This is a genomic window from Streptomyces sp. NPDC029122 (assembly GCF_055569445.1).
The window spans coordinates 89,162-103,053 of the sequence record NZ_JBVHWK010000007.1 but is presented as its reverse complement, the minus strand read 5'-3'; the positions used below and the strand labels follow the sequence as shown (position 1 = coordinate 103,053).

Here is a 13,892-nt window from a genome sequence, read left to right as displayed (position 1 = left end):
GCCGCTGACCAGCGCATACGCCCGGCCGGCGGTCAGCGCGCCCAGCGGCCCAGCTCGCTCGCGAAGCCGTACTCGGGCCGGCCCGCCGCGGCACTGGTGCGCCAGGGGACGCCGTCGTCGTCGAGGCGGAGGGTGCCGGACCCGCCGGGCCCGCTCCACCGCAGTTCCAGGTACCAGTCGCAGTCGCAGCCCGTGGCGGCCGCCGTGACCCGGAGCACGACCGGATCGGTGGCCGAGACGCGCAGGGGGAAGGCCGGCGCGGGGAGCCGGGTGCCGGCGTCGTTGCCCGCGACGGGCCGGGCCAGCGGCCTCGGCGCGTCCAGGTTCACCGCGAAGCCGGCCGGGGTGAGGCCGCCGCCGCAGCCCGGGGACATCTGGTACACGTTCCAGGGCGGCGGGGTCCGCCGTGCGTCTACCCGTACCTCCAGCCCCTGGAGCACCACGGCCCCCTCCCCGGTGCCGTGCAGGGTCACCTCGACGGTCTGGGTGCCGGCGTGCACGGCCCGCTGGGCCCGTGCCCAGGCGGGCGCGTCCGCCTCCACGGGCGGTGCGGGGACGGATTCCGGGGCCCGCTCGGAGAGGTAGGCGTGGTCACAGCCGGCGGCCCACACGTGGGACCGGACGGCCGCCTTGAGCGGTGTCGCCACCGGCCCGGCCGGAGGGGTCGGCGAAGGCGCCGCCGCACCGGCGCCCGAGCCCGAGCCGGTGCCCGAGCCGGTGCCGGGGATGACGCTCCCGGCGGGTGCCGGCGCGGGCGTCGGCGCCGCCGGGGGCGTGCTGTCCCGCCCGCTCGGCATGCCCCGCCCCGGCCCGGCCGTCCCGACGCCCGCCCCCGCCGTGGGGCCGGCGGCCCCGGCCGGGCCCGCCCCGGGGGTACGCGGCCCGGGCCCCGCCGCCACCAGTACCGCGACGGCCACGGACAGCGCCGCCGCACCGGCCGCACCCACCGCCACACCCCGCCGCCGGTACCAGCGCCCCGCCCCGGCCGGCGCACCGCCCGTGACCCCGGCCCGCGCGTCACCCGTGACCCCGGCCCCGGGCTCGCCCCCGGAGCCCCCGGGCTCGGCCGCGGTCCCCACCCCCGACGCGGCCCGCGCCTCCGCCCCCGCCCCCGCCCCCGTGACCGCCCCGGCCCCCGGTGCGGCCCGGCCCGCCGACCGGCGTCGCGCGTCCGCCAGCAGCCAGGCGCGGTGCAGGTCCACCGCCTCCTCCCGCGCGGCCCCGCAGGCCCGGGCGAAGCGGTCCACCACGGCGAACTCCGCCGGCACCGCCTCCCCCGCGCAGTACCGGTGCAGTGTCGAGGTGCTCGTGTGCAGCTTGCGCGCGAGCGTTCCGTAGCTCAGTCCGGCGCGCTCCTTCAGCTCCCGCATCAGCCGCGCGAATTCCTCGGTCTCCGCCTCGCCCACCAGGCTCCCCCTCCCGTGACTCCGTCCCATGCCAGGGGTGTTCCCGCAGGTGACGGCACGTACAGCCGTTCCAGTGTCCCGGTTCCGCCGCAAACCTCGCTCCCCCGCTCCCCGAGCGGGAAGGCTGTTCGTAGCGGTCGTCCACCGGCCGCACGGCACGACGCACACAACCGCACCTCTTACGGGGAGACACCGTGTTCCGACGCTCCAGCACCTCGGCCCTCGCCGCCGCCGTCCTCGCGGCGGCCGCCGCCCTCGCCCTGACCGCCTCCGGCACCGCCGCGGCCGCCACCGCCCCCGGGTTCCTGAACGGCACCGACCTGCCCCCGCACCCCTCCTCCGCCTGGTACCCGGGCAAGGTCACCAAGGGGCTGCCCGAGAGCGCGCCCTTCTGCCTGGAGCAGGTGCTTCCGGCCGCCGGCAGCTGGCACCGCGACTTCGGTACCGAGTTCGACACCGGTGCCGTCCAGATCTCCGTACGCACCGCTTCCGGCGCCGCCGCAGCGAAGCTCGCCGCCACCCTGGAGCGCCGGGTCGCCGCCTGCGCCGCGGAGTGGCTGCGCACGAACCCGGGCGGGACGGCGTCCTGGCAGGACTACGGGAAGCTGGCCGTGGAGGAGGGCGCGCACGTCTACGGGGTGGGCACCTCGATCCCGGAGTCCGAGCCGGGCGTGCACATGTACGGGATCGGACGCGACGGCTCCACCGTCACCGTCGTGAAGTGGGGCCAGATGGGCAACCTGCCCGACGCTCCCGTGCCCGCCTTCAAGAAGACGACAACGACGGCCGTGAACAAGCTCAATCCCTGACCGCGGCCGCAGCCGCCGCCCGCGGCACTTAACGCGCCGCGCCCCGGGTGGGAGCATGGAACGGAGGCCTCCGTACGGGATGGGGCGATGGCCATGCGTACCGGGAACGAGCCGGTGACCGCGCGCAGTCCGCTGCGGCTGCGGTTCTGGCTGAGCCTGTGGGGACTGATCTGGGCCGTCGGCGGGGCGGCCGCCTTCTCGCTGTCCGGCCGTCCCGGGTGGGCGGCCGCCTGCGCGGCGGTCGCGCTGCTGGCCGCCGTCGACCTGGCCGTCGTCGTCCGGCACATCCATCAGGGCCCGCACTACCAGCCGGGGGCGGACGTGCCCCCGTACGAGCCTCCGCGCGAGCGCTGAGCCGGCTGCGGCTCAGCGCTCGAAGCGGGCCGCTTCCAGGTACTCGGGCTGCGGGTCGAGGGCGGCGGCGAGCCGGAAGTGCCGGCGGGCCTGCTCGGGGCGCCCGGACCGCTCGTGGGTGCGGGCGAGCGCGAAGTGGGCGAAGGCGTTGTCCGGCTCGCGCTCCAGCACCAGTTCGAACTCCAGCTGGGCGGGCCGCAACTGGGCCGCCGCGAAGAAGGCACGGGCGCGCAGCAGCCGGGCCGCGGTGTTCTCCGGGTGCGCGGCTATGACGGAGTCGAGCAGCCTGACCGCGCCGCGCGGGTCGCGGGCGGCCAGGAGGTGCTCGGCCGCGCGGTAGTCGATGACGTGGGTCTCGGGGCTCGCGGAACCCGGAGATCCAGCGGGTCCGGGTCCCGGTCCGGTGGGCGGCGGCGGGGGCGTGGTTTCGGACACGGTGTCTTTCCTTCCCTCTACGGGCGCGTTCAACGCCCTCCGCCGCTGCCCCTATTCCGTGGCGGCCTGGGCGGCGGCCCGGGCCGTCAGCTCTTCCCAGACCTTGCGCACCTGAGGCTCCAGCGCCTCCAGCGGCCCGTCGTTGTCGATCACGAGGGTGGCCACCGCCAGCCGCTGCTCGCGGGTGGCCTGGGCGGCCATCCGGGCGCGGGCCTCCTCCTCGGTCATCCCGCGCAGTGCGGTCAGCCGGGCCAGCTGCGTTCCGGGGGACGCGTCCACGACCACGACGAGGTCGTACAGGGGCGCGAGGCCGTTCTCCGTGAGGAGCGGTACGTCGTGCACCACGATCGCGCCGGGTCCGGCCGCGCGCTCCAGCTCGGCGGACCGGGCCCCGACGAGCGGGTGCACGATGGCGTTGAGGGTCCGGAGCTTCGCCGGGTCGGCGAAGACGACCGCTCCCAGCCGGGGCCGGTCCAGCCGTCCGTCGGCGGTGAGGACGGAGTCCCCGAAGGCCTCCACGACGGCCGCGAGTCCGGGTGTGCCCGGCTCGACGACCTCCCGCGCGATCCGGTCGGCGTCCACGACGACCGCCCCGTATCCCGCCAGCAGCCGCGAGACCTCGCTCTTGCCGGCACCGATTCCGCCTGTCAGGCCCACTTTCAGCATGGTCAGCACCCTAGGCGGTGTCCCACGGGCGGGGAACACCGCCCGGGGGACCGCTGCGGCCCGGGCGCCCGTGCCCCCGAATCCACCCCGCCCCGAATCCGGACCGCGCCTACCCTCCGGTCCCGGCTCCCGGCGCGTGATCGGCCGGGCGCCCCTGACCGCCTGGGCCTACGCCTCGCCCTCGCGTTCCGCCAGGAACTTCTCGAACTCGCGGCCGAGCTCCTCGGCCGAGGGGATCTCGGCCGGCTCGGCGATCATGTTGCCGCGGGTCTCGGCCCCGGCCGCGGCGTCGTACTGGTGCTCCAGTCCCTGGACGAGGCTGACGAGTTCCTCGTCGCCCTCGCGGATCTGCCGGTCGATCTCCGTCTGGGTCCGGTGGGCCTCGGTGCGCAGGGCGTGCGCGACGGCCGGCAGGACCAGCCCGGTGGCGGCCGTGATGGCCTCCAGCGCGGTCAGGGCCGCGTCGGGGTAGGCGGAGCGGGCGACGTAGTGCGGGACGTGCGCGGCGACGCCGAGTACGTCGTGTCCGGCCTGGCCGAGGCGGAACTCGATCAGCGATTCGGCGCTGCCGGGTACCTGGGCCTCGTCGAAGGGGCTGCGGTGGCCGGGCATCAGATCGGTCCGGTTGCCGTGCGGGGTGATGCCGACGGGCCGGGTGTGCGGCACGCCCATCGGGATGCCGTGGAAGTTGACCGAGAGCCGGACACCGAGCCGCTCCACGATCTGCCGGACGGCGGCGGCGAAGCGCTCCCACTCCACGTCCGGCTCCGGGCCGGAGAGCAGCAGGAAGGGCGCGCCGGTGGCGTCCTGGACCAGGCGCACCTCCAGGCGGGGCTCCTCGAAGTCGCTCCAGTGGTCGCGCTGGAAGGTCAGCAGCGGGCGGCGTGCCCGGTAGTCCACCAGCCGGTCCGCGTCGAAGCGGGCCACCACCTGGTGGGGCAGGGTGTCGAGGAGCCGTTCGACGATCTGTTCGCCGGTCTCGCCCGCGTCGATGTACCCCTCGAAGTGGTAGAGCATGACCAGTCCGGCCGAGTCCTGGGTCAGCGCCAGGTCGGCCACCGCCAGACCCTTGGCGTCCCATTCGTACAGACCCTGTGGATCAAGCACCGTCACCAATCCTCCCTCGCGCCGTGTTCCCTGCGAAGAACGTCCGGGGCGGCGCGGCCATTCCCCGGTCGGCCGTGTTAACAGAAACGCAACGCGACGGCGGCCGGACCCACGGTGTCCGGCGGAACCCCGGCGCCCGGCCCGGGAACGCGGCGAGGCCCGCCCCCCGAAGGGGACGGGCCTCGTCGTTCAGCTCGGCTCACACCGGAGTGTGATGCGCTGCGATCAGCTCTGGCCGCCGGCCAGCTTCTCGCGGAGCGCGGCCAGGGCCTCGTCCGACGCCAGGGCGCCGGAGGTCTCGTCCGCACCCTCGGAGGAGTACGAACCACCCGAGACGCCCGCACCGGCGTTGCCGCCGGCGGCCGGGGCGGCAGCGCCCTCGGCGGCAGCGGCCTCGTCGGCCTCGCGGCTCTTGATGACCTGGGCCTGGTGCTGCTCGAAGCGGACCTGCGCCTCGGCGTACTGGCGCTCCCACGTCTCGCGCTGGGTCTCGTAGCCCTCGAGCCAGTCGTTGGTCTCGGGGTCGAAGCCCTCGGGGTAGATGTAGTTGCCCTGGTCGTCGTAGGACGCGGCCATGCCGTACAGGGTCGGGTCGAACTCGACCGACGCCGGGTCGGCACCGAAGGACTCGTTGGCCTGCTTGAGGGACAGCGAGATCCGGCGACGCTCGAGGTCGATGTCGATGACCTTGACGAAGATCTCGTCGTTGACCTGGACGACCTGCTCCGGGATCTCCACGTGGCGCTCGGCCAGCTCGGAGATGTGGACCAGACCCTCGATGCCCTCGTCCACGCGGACGAACGCACCGAACGGAACCAGCTTGGTGACCTTACCCGGGACGACCTGGCCGATCTGGTGGGTCCGGGCGAACTGCTGCCACGGGTCCTCCTGCGTCGCCTTCAGCGACAGGGAGACGCGCTCGCGGTCCATGTCGACGTCGAGGACCTCGACGGTGACTTCCTGGCCGACCTCGACAACCTCGGACGGGTGGTCGATGTGCTTCCAGGAGAGCTCGGAGACGTGCACGAGACCGTCGACGCCACCCAGGTCCACGAAGGCACCGAAGTTGACGATCGAGGAGACGACGCCGGAGCGGACCTGACCCTTCTGCAGGGTGGTGAGGAACGTCTGGCGAACCTCGGACTGGGTCTGCTCGAGCCAGGCGCGGCGGGACAGGACCACGTTGTTGCGGTTCTTGTCCAGCTCGATGATCTTCGCCTCGAGCTCCTTGCCCACGTAGGGCTGGAGGTCGCGGACGCGGCGCATCTCGACGAGGGAGGCCGGCAGGAAGCCACGGAGGCCGATGTCGAGGATGAGACCACCCTTGACGACCTCGATGACGGTGCCGGTGACGATGCCGTCTTCTTCCTTGATCTTCTCGATCGTGCCCCAGGCACGCTCGTACTGAGCGCGCTTCTTGGACAGGATGAGGCGGCCTTCCTTGTCCTCCTTCTGGAGAACCAGGGCCTCGATCTCGTCGCCGACCTTGACGACCTCGTTCGGGTCGACGTCGTGCTTGATCGAGAGCTCGCGGCTCGGGATCACGCCTTCGGTCTTGTAACCGATGTCGAGCAGGACCTCGTCCCGGTCGACCTTCACGATGACGCCGTCGACGATGTCGCCGTCGTTGAAGTACTTGATCGTCTCGTCGATCGCGGCCAGGAAGGCTTCCGCGTTACCGATGTCGTTGACCGCTACCTGCGGAGGGGTGGTGGCGGTGGTCTCGGTGCTGCTCGTCATGTGGGAAAGGGCTCCGGTTACGGACAGAAAGTCGTAGGTACTGCTACGCCGGGAGCCCTTATCGGCACCTGCCGAAGAAGCCGGACAGCCAAAGAAGCCCCTGGATCCCCCGGAGGGGAAGGGCCTCGAAAACCGAGGGGACATCAACAGATGCAAGCGCAGCCTGCTAGGTCTGAGGAGCACAGGCTCGCAGCGCAACTTGTAGCATACGGGGGCAGCCGGGAAGGGTCAATGCGCGAAGGCGCACACCGCGGGCAGATCGCCGCATAACCGGCGCAATTCGCGGGCGGCGACACGGTGATGAGCACTCCGTACGACTTTCCGGCCGCCCCGACCACCGAGCCATCCGCAGACTACGACGACGGGCCCCATGAACCAAGAGGACTACGCCCCCGAAGACGCCCGCGGGGCGGGCAGCACCGCCGAGGACGAGGCCGAGGCCACCCGGCGTGACGCGGGCGAAGCGGAGAGCAGCCGGGCGAGCCGCGGCTGGTGGGACCGCAACGCCGACGAGTACCAGAGCGAGCACGGCGCCTTCCTCGGCGACGACCGCTTCGTCTGGGGCCCCGAGGGCCTGGACGAGGCCGACGCCGCCCTGCTGGGGCCCACCGCATCCCTCAAGGGCAAGCACGTCCTGGAGATCGGCGCCGGCGCCGCACAGTGCTCGCGCTGGCTCGCCGCCCAGGGCGCCCGCCCGGTGGCCCTCGACCTCTCCCACCGCCAGCTCCAGCACGCCCTGCGCATCGGCGGGGACGTCCCGCTCGTCGAGGCCGACGCCGGCCGGCTCCCCTTCCGCGACGGCTCCTTCGACCTCGCCTGCTCGGCGTACGGCGCCGTCCCCTTCGTCGCCGACCCGGTGAACGTCATGCGCGAGGTGCGCCGCGTCCTGCGCCCCGGCGGCCGCTGGGTCTTCTCCGTCACCCACCCGATCCGCTGGGCCTTCCCCGACGAGCCCGGCCCCGAAGGGCTCTCCGTCTCCGCCTCCTACTTCGACCGGACCCCCTACGTCGAGCAGGACGAGCGGGGCCGCGCCGTCTACGTCGAGCACCACCGCACGATCGGCGACCGCGTCCGGGACGTGGTCGCGGGCGGCTTCCGGCTGCTCGACCTCGTGGAGCCGCAGTGGCCGGAATGGAACAGCCAGGAGTGGGGCGGCTGGTCCCCGCTGCGCGGCAACCTGATCCCGGGCACCGCGATCTTCGTCTGCGAGAGGGACTGATCCCTTGATCCGCCAGGCCGCCCTCGACGCCCTCCCCGTACGGGAGGCCGTGCCCGCCCTCGTCTCGGCGCTGGACGAGCGGGGCACGGCCGTGCTGTGCGCCCCGCCCGGTACGGGCAAGACCACCCTCGTGCCGCTCGTCCTGGCCGGGCTGACGGGCGGCGGGCCGCCGCGCCGGGTGGTCGTCGCCGAGCCCCGGCGGATCGCCGCCCGGGCGGCGGCGCGGCGGATGGCCTGGCTGCTGGGCGAGGCCGTCGGGGGCTCGGTGGGCTTCACGGTGCGCGGGGAGCGCGTCGTGGGCCGGGACACGGCCGTGGAGGTGGTGACCACCGGGGTACTGCTCCAGCGCCTCCAGCGCGACCAGGAGCTGGCCGGGGTCGACGTGGTGGTCCTGGACGAGTGCCACGAGCGGCACCTGGACGCCGACACCGTCGCCGCCTTCCTGCTGGACGTACGCGAGACCCTGCGCCCCGAGCTGCGCCTGGTGGCGGCCTCCGCGACGACCGACGCGGCCGGCTGGGCCCGGCTGCTGGGGGACGCGCCGGTGGTGGAGGCCGCCGGGGTCGCGTACCCGGTGGAGACCGTGTGGGCGCCGCCGGCCCGGCCCGTGCGGCCGCCGCACGGGACGAGGGTGGATCCGGCGCAGCTCGCGCACGTGGCCTCGGTGGTGCGCCGGGCGCTGGCGGAACGTTCCGGCGACGTGCTGTGCTTCCTGCCCGGCGTCGGCGAGATCGCCCGCGTCGCCGGGCAGCTGGCCGGGGTGGACGCCGAGGTGCTCCAGGTCCACGGCCGGGCGCCGGCCGCCGTGCAGGACGCGGCGCTGACCGCCTCGGCGCACCGCCGGGTGATCCTCTCGACCGCCGTCGCGGAGTCGAGCCTGACCGTGCCGGGCGTACGGGTGGTCGTGGACTCCGGGCTGGCCCGCGAGCCCCGGGTGGACCACGCCCGGGGGCTGGGCGCGCTGGCGACGGTACGGGCCTCTCGCGCGGCGGGCCGCCAGCGGGCGGGCCGGGCCGGACGTGAGGCGCCGGGGGTGGTGTACCGGTGCTGGGCCGAGGCGGAGGACGGCCGGCTGCCCGCCTTCCCCTCCCCCGAGATCCGGATCGCGGACCTGGCGCCGTTCGCGCTCCAGGCCGCCTGCTGGGGCGACCCGGACGCCGCCGGGCTGGCGCTGCTGGATCCGCCGCCGGCCGGGGCCATGGCCGCCGCCCGGGAGGTGCTGGTGGCCGTCGGGGCGGTGGACGCCGCGGGGCGGCCGACCCCGCGCGGGCGGCGCACGGCCCGGCTGGGCCTGCACCCGCGGCTGGCGCGGGCGCTGCTGGACGGCGCCGGGGCGCTGGGCGCGCGGCGGGCCGCCGAGGTGGTGGCGCTGCTGAGCGAGGAGCCGCCGCGGGAGTACGGGGACGACCTGGCGGCCGCCTGGCGTGCGGCCCGCCGGGGCGGTGACCCGTACGCGGGCCGCTGGCGGGCGGAGGTGGGCCGCCTGGAGCGCGCGGTGTCCGGCGACGCCGCCGCGCGGGGCGCCTCCCCGGCCGGGGCCCCGGGCGCGGCGGCGGCCGGCGACGACCACGCCACCGCCCTCGTCGCCGCGCTCGCGTTCCCGGAGCGGGTGGCCCGGGCCAGGGGCGCGGGCGCGTTCCTGATGGCCTCGGGGACCGGCGCCGAGCTGGGCGAGGGCTCCGCGCTGCGCGACGCGCCCTGGCTGGCCGTGGCCGTCGCCGACCGGGCCCCGCACGCGGCGTCCGCACGGGTCCGGCTGGCGGCGGTCCTCGACGAGGACACCGCCCGGGCCGCCGCCGGGCACCTGCTGGCCCGCGGGGAGGAGGTCCGCTGGGAGGACGGGGACGTGGTCGCCCGCTCCGCCGAGCGGCTCGGGGCGATCGAACTGGTGGCGCGCCCGCTGCGCGACCCCGCCCCGGCGCTGGTGCGGGCGGCCCTGCTCGACGGGCTGCGCGCCGAGGGCCTGGACCTGCTGCGCTGGTCCCCGGACGCGCGGGCGCTCCGGGCCCGGATCGGCTTCCTGCACCGTACGCTCGGCGGCTCCTGGCCGGACGTGGCGGACGACGCGGCACTGCTGGAGCGGGCCGACGACTGGCTGGAGCCCGAGCTGTCGCGCGCCCGCCGCCGTGCCGACCTGGGCCGGATCGACGCCGGACAGGCCCTGAACCGGCTGCTGCCCTGGGCCACCGGGGAAGCCGCGCGGCTGGACGAGCTGGCGCCCGAGCGGATCGAGGTCCCCAGCGGGTCCCGGATCCGCGTCGACTACACGGCCGAGCAGCCGGTGCTCGCGGTCAAGCTCCAGGAACTGTTCGGGCTGGCCGAGACCCCGCGCGTGGCGGGGGTTCCGCTGCTGGTCCACCTGCTGTCGCCGGCGGGCCGGCCGGCCGCCGTCACCGCCGACCTGGCCTCCTTCTGGCGGGGCGGCTACCGCGCCGTCCGCGCCGAACTCCGCGGCCGCTACCCCAGGCATCCGTGGCCGGAGGACCCGGCCACGGCCGAGCCCACCCGCCACACCAACGCCCGGCTCAGGCGCTGACGGCCCCGTCCCGGGCACGGCGGCCCCGGGCCTCCAGCCAGAGGGCGCAGGCGAGCAGCGCCAGCCCGCCGACGGCGAGGCCGGCCGGGGCGTAGGTGTGCAGCGCGAGGACCTTCGTACGGTTGGCGGAGACCAGGTCGAAGGTGTGCTTCGCGTAGTCCTCGCGGATCGTGACGTGTCCGGCGAAGGCGGTGAGCCTGCCCTCCGGGGCTCCCGCCGCGATGCCGCCGCGCATCTCCTGCTGGATGTCCTGCTCGGCGTTGACGGGCGCGCCGGTCACCGGGTCGACCCAGAACCGGGCCGTGACCGTGTACCAGAGGGTGGTGCCGGTGGTCTGCTCGATGGTGGCGGGGTCGATGCCCTCGATCGGCATCTTCTTCGGCATGGGGACCTTGGTCCAGGGGACGGTCTGCTCGAAGTAGTAGACGTCCATGCCGCGGTAGGTGCGCGGTCCGACGTAGTGGACCGGGGAGGAGGTGCGGGTCTGCGCGTCGAAGTAGAGGTAGTCGCGCGGCTCGGTGAAGAAGGGCCACTTGAACTCGATGCCCTCGCGCTCGACCGGGTCCCCGTCGACCATCTCGCCGGTGGCGTGCACCGGGTCCTGGGTGTGGGCGTCGAAGATGTAGCGCTCGGGGATCTGCGAGACCGTCTTGCCGTCCGGCCCGATGATGTGGGAGAGCGTGTCCCAGACGACCACGTCCTTGCCGGCGTCGGCCTCGATCTCCTTCGACGCCTCGACGTTGCCCTTGAGGGTATGGACGATCGTGACCTTGTCGACCTTCTTGGGCCGCATGCCGCCGGAGTAGTCGAGGAGGGTGGCGTCCCTGGCCTCCAGGACCATCTCCTGGTACTGGCCGGGCGGGACCTTGGCGAGCCGCGGGTACGCGTACCAGCGCAGCAGTGGTGCGAGGGCCGCGCAGAACACGGCCAGGGCAAGGAGGACGAGGCTCGCTCTGCGTCGCACGGCCGGGCCTCCTCTACTTCCCGGGCGCGGCGGGCGCGGTGGTGAGCAGCGGCCGGGGCGAGGTCTCGCCCTCCGGCACCCCGAACGCGGTGACGGTGAGGACGAGGGCCAGCGCGGCGGCCAGTCCGACGGCGGCGGCGGCGAGTGCGCGCATGGCGGGGCCTCCGGATCTGATGGGGCGTCAGGGAGGCGTACCGTAGCAACGCGGGGGTGAGATGAGAACCGCCGGGAACCGCCGGGGCGCCCGGCACGGCCACTTCGGCGCCGGGCGTCCCGGTACGGCGGCCGAGGCCTAGGGGGGCGTCCGGCGGATCATGGCCTGATCCGGCCCTGATCCACCGGACACCCCCTAACCGGCCGTGCCGGGCCCCGGCTTCGGCGGGGCCGGGGTCACCGACGGGCCCGGCGCGGGGGTGGAGGCCGGGGTGGGCGCGGGGGCGGGGGCCGATGCCGACGAGGACGGGCGCGGGGTGGGGGTGGGGGTGGGGGTCGGCGTGGGCGTCGTGCTCGGCGTGGGGGTGGGGGTGGGCTTCGGCGTGGGGGTCGGCGTCGGGGTGGGCTTCGGCGTCGGGGTGGGCGTCGGGGTCGGCTTGGGCGTCGGGGTCGGCGTCGGGGTCGGCTTGGGCGTCGGGGTCGGCTTGGGCGTCGGGGTCGGCGTCGGGGTCGGCTTCGGCGTCGGGGTCGGCTTGGGCGTCGGCTTCGGGTCCGACGGCCGGCCCGCCGGGGCGCCCGGGACCGTACCGGCGGGGCCCGCGACGCCGCCCGCGTCCGGGACCTCGCGGACCCCCTGGAGGTAGTACGCGAACCAGGACCGCACCGTCCGCAGGTACTCCGCGGAGTGGTTGTACGACAGTACGGCCCGGTCCAGGTCCACCCCCGTCCTCAGGTCCCGGCTGCCCGCGCACAGGTACCGTCCGGCCGCCAGCGCGGCGTCGTGGATGTTGTTCGGGTCGCGCCGGCCGTCGCCGTTCGCGTCCTGGCCCCAGGCCGCCCAGGTCGACGGGATGAACTGCATCGGCCCGACGGCCCGGTCGTAGCGGGCGTCGCCGTCGAAGGCCCCGCCGTCGGTGTCGGAGATGTTCGCGAAGCCGTTGCCGTTGAGCACCGGCCCCAGGATGGGCCGCAGCGTGGTCCCGGCGGCGTCCACCTGCCCGCCGCGCGCCTGCCCCGATTCGACCTTGCCGATCGCCGCGAGCAGCTGCCAGCGCAGCCCGCACCCGGGATCGTTCCGCTCCACCCGCTGTTCGGCGGCCCGGTACGCGGCGAGCACGCCGGCCGGTATCCCCTGCGCGCCCGGCGCCACGGGCAGGTCCGCCGCCGGCACCACGGCCGCCGACGGCGAGGGCACGGGCGCGGGCCGCTCTCCGGAGGCGGGCGGCCCCTCCGGCAGGACGACGGCCGGCGGCTCGGGGCTCACCAGCGGCGGGAGTTCGGTGAAGTAGGCGGAGTCACCGCCGGAGCCCGCGGTCGCCGGCCGCGGCGCCGCGGCCTCCTCGCCGGCCGCCGCGACCCGCTGCTGCCCGGCGCCGGCCGGGCCCTGCGAGGCCGTCATGGCGGCGGCCACCACCGCCGAGACCAGTGCCGCGGCCGCGCCCCTGCGCAGCCCGCGTCCGCGTATTCGTGCCGCCATGACGGACCCCTCCCCTAGACGTCCGCGTGACCCTACGTCAACTCACTGCACACGGCACGCACCGCGGCTCGGAATTCACCACATCCCCACGTTCCCTCGCAGCACACGCATAATGTCCGGACGCCGAAAGCCCGAGGAGCCCCCGTGCCGTTCACTCTCAGCCATGCGGCCGCCGTGCTTCCGGCCATACGCCGGACCGGGCGCGCCCGGGGCCCGCTGGTCGCCTCGGCGCTCGTCCTGGGCTCGTTCGCCCCGGACACCTTCTACTTCGCGGACGCCGTCGTGAGCGGCGTCATGGGCTACGGCCGCTTCACGCACACCCTGCTGGGCGTGGCCACCGTGGACGCCGTCCTGACCGCGCTCCTCGCGGCGTGCTGGCTGCTGTTGCGCGAACCCCTCGTCGCGCTCCTGCCACGGACCTGGCGGGGCAGGGCGTACACCTTCGTACGGGGTGAGAGCTGGCGCGGGCGGGGGCTGCCGCGGCTCGCGCTCTGGTTCTACCTCTCGGCGGCGGCCGGCTCGCTCACCCACGTGGTGTGGGACAGCTTCACGCACCTGGACCGCTGGGGGACGAACGCGCTGCCGGGGCTCGGTGACCCCCTCGCCTTCGGCCTGCCCCTCTACTCCTACCTCCAGTACGGCTCCTCCGCGGTGGCCGCCTGCGCACTGCTCTGGTTCACGGTGAGCGGCCTGCGGCGGCTGCCGGCCGTGCCCGCGCCGGCCTCGGTCCCGGTGCTCGGCCGCGCGGAGCGCTGGGGCGCCGCCGCGCTGATCGCCGGCTGCGCGGCGGCCGGGATCACCCTGCGGGTGATGCGCTTCTTCACCTTCCACGACCGGATCCGCACCCCGCTCGACATCATCCCGACCGTCTGCTTCGGAGCGGGAGCCGGCCTCACCGTCGGGCTGCTGCTGTACGGGACCCTCGTACGGCTGCGCCACCACCATCGCCGCCGGGACCGGCCCCGCCCGGAGCGGGACGCGCGAACGCCCGTCCCCGCCGCTTAGCGGGAACGGGCGCTCGGACGC

At 75.2% G+C, this 13,892-nt stretch carries 13 protein-coding genes; 5 read left to right on the top strand and 8 right to left on the bottom strand.

Annotation, left to right across the window (positions count from 1 at the left end; translation table 11 throughout):
- Nucleotides 1-32: 32 nt before the first annotated feature.
- Nucleotides 33-1,406: a helix-turn-helix domain-containing protein gene (locus ACZ4WZ_RS11450; RefSeq protein ID WP_467888275.1), complete on the bottom strand. Its 1,374-nt coding sequence runs from the start codon at nucleotides 1,404-1,406 to the stop codon at nucleotides 33-35.
- 194 nt (nucleotides 1,407-1,600) lie between these two features.
- On the opposite strand from ACZ4WZ_RS11450, the gene ACZ4WZ_RS11445 reads away from it, so the two are divergent.
- Together ACZ4WZ_RS11445 and ACZ4WZ_RS11440 are read left to right on the top strand one after the other, a co-directional pair.
- Complete coding sequence (locus tag ACZ4WZ_RS11445) at nucleotides 1,601-2,215, top strand: hypothetical protein (RefSeq protein ID WP_467888272.1); 615 nt, start codon at nucleotides 1,601-1,603, stop codon at nucleotides 2,213-2,215.
- Nucleotides 2,216-2,308: 93 nt separating this feature from the next.
- Complete coding sequence (locus ACZ4WZ_RS11440) at nucleotides 2,309-2,569, top strand: DUF6343 family protein (protein WP_467888599.1); 261 nt, start codon at nucleotides 2,309-2,311, stop codon at nucleotides 2,567-2,569.
- Between the two features lie 12 nt (nucleotides 2,570-2,581).
- Here ACZ4WZ_RS11440 and ACZ4WZ_RS11435 read toward each other — a convergent pair whose 3' ends face one another.
- From ACZ4WZ_RS11435 to rpsA, 4 genes are all read right to left on the bottom strand, one after another.
- Entirely contained in the window at nucleotides 2,582-2,914 is a 333-nt protein-coding gene (locus ACZ4WZ_RS11435; RefSeq protein WP_388936176.1) for a tetratricopeptide repeat protein, read from the bottom strand.
- 141 nt (nucleotides 2,915-3,055) lie between these two features.
- On the bottom strand, nucleotides 3,056-3,670 hold the full coding sequence (gene coaE / locus ACZ4WZ_RS11430; protein WP_467888270.1) for a dephospho-CoA kinase: 615 nt from the start codon (nucleotides 3,668-3,670) through the stop codon (nucleotides 3,056-3,058).
- A gap of 168 nt (nucleotides 3,671-3,838) precedes the next feature.
- Entirely contained in the window at nucleotides 3,839-4,777 is a 939-nt protein-coding gene (locus ACZ4WZ_RS11425) for a PAC2 family protein (protein WP_467888268.1), read from the bottom strand.
- A 225-nt stretch (nucleotides 4,778-5,002) separates the two neighbouring features.
- A complete protein-coding gene (gene rpsA / locus ACZ4WZ_RS11420; protein ID WP_007263497.1) occupies nucleotides 5,003-6,517 on the bottom strand; it encodes a 30S ribosomal protein S1 in 1,515 nt (504 codons plus the stop codon).
- A 370-nt stretch (nucleotides 6,518-6,887) separates the two neighbouring features.
- Here rpsA and ACZ4WZ_RS11415 point away from each other — a divergent pair, with 370 nt between their 5' ends.
- On the top strand, nucleotides 6,888-7,736 hold the full coding sequence (locus ACZ4WZ_RS11415; protein WP_467888264.1) for a class I SAM-dependent methyltransferase: 849 nt from the start codon (nucleotides 6,888-6,890) through the stop codon (nucleotides 7,734-7,736).
- Nucleotides 7,737-7,740: 4 nt separating this feature from the next.
- A complete protein-coding gene (gene hrpB / locus ACZ4WZ_RS11410) occupies nucleotides 7,741-10,272 on the top strand; it encodes an ATP-dependent helicase HrpB (RefSeq protein ID WP_467888262.1) in 2,532 nt (843 codons plus the stop codon).
- Here the strand turns inward: hrpB and pgfA are convergent.
- From pgfA to ACZ4WZ_RS11395, 3 genes are all read right to left on the bottom strand, one after another.
- Nucleotides 10,262-11,236 carry a cell envelope lipid trafficking protein PgfA gene (gene pgfA, locus ACZ4WZ_RS11405; protein ID WP_467888259.1) on the bottom strand — a complete coding sequence of 325 codons (975 nt, stop codon included), beginning with the start codon at nucleotides 11,234-11,236 and terminating at the stop codon, nucleotides 10,262-10,264. The two genes, hrpB and pgfA, sit on opposite strands and share 11 nt — an antisense overlap.
- 13 nt (nucleotides 11,237-11,249) lie before the next feature.
- Nucleotides 11,250-11,390, bottom strand: a complete 141-nt coding sequence (locus ACZ4WZ_RS11400; protein WP_388935184.1) for an SPW_0924 family protein — start codon at nucleotides 11,388-11,390, stop codon at nucleotides 11,250-11,252.
- Between the two features lie 195 nt (nucleotides 11,391-11,585).
- Nucleotides 11,586-12,866, bottom strand: coding sequence for a lytic transglycosylase domain-containing protein (locus ACZ4WZ_RS11395; protein ID WP_467888256.1), 1,281 nt, complete (start codon nucleotides 12,864-12,866; stop codon nucleotides 11,586-11,588).
- Nucleotides 12,867-13,010: 144 nt separating this feature from the next.
- Here ACZ4WZ_RS11395 and ACZ4WZ_RS11390 point away from each other — a divergent pair, with 144 nt between their 5' ends.
- Nucleotides 13,011-13,871 carry a DUF4184 family protein gene (locus ACZ4WZ_RS11390; protein ID WP_467888254.1) on the top strand — a complete coding sequence of 287 codons (861 nt, stop codon included), beginning with the start codon at nucleotides 13,011-13,013 and terminating at the stop codon, nucleotides 13,869-13,871.
- Nucleotides 13,872-13,892: the final 21 nt, after the last annotated feature.

Coding starts and splice junctions, on each gene's coding strand:
- ACZ4WZ_RS11415 (WP_467888264.1), top strand. CDS start 6,888: ATGAACCAAGAGGACTACGCCCCCGAAGACGCCCGCGGGGCGGGCAGC.
- coaE (WP_467888270.1), bottom strand. CDS start 3,670: ATGCTGAAAGTGGGCCTGACAGGCGGAATCGGTGCCGGCAAGAGCGAG.
- ACZ4WZ_RS11440 (WP_467888599.1), top strand. CDS start 2,309: ATGCGTACCGGGAACGAGCCGGTGACCGCGCGCAGTCCGCTGCGGCTG.
- ACZ4WZ_RS11400 (WP_388935184.1), bottom strand. CDS start 11,390: ATGCGCGCACTCGCCGCCGCCGCCGTCGGACTGGCCGCCGCGCTGGCC.
- rpsA (WP_007263497.1), bottom strand. CDS start 6,517: ATGACGAGCAGCACCGAGACCACCGCCACCACCCCTCCGCAGGTAGCG.
- ACZ4WZ_RS11395 (WP_467888256.1), bottom strand. CDS start 12,866: ATGGCGGCACGAATACGCGGACGCGGGCTGCGCAGGGGCGCGGCCGCG.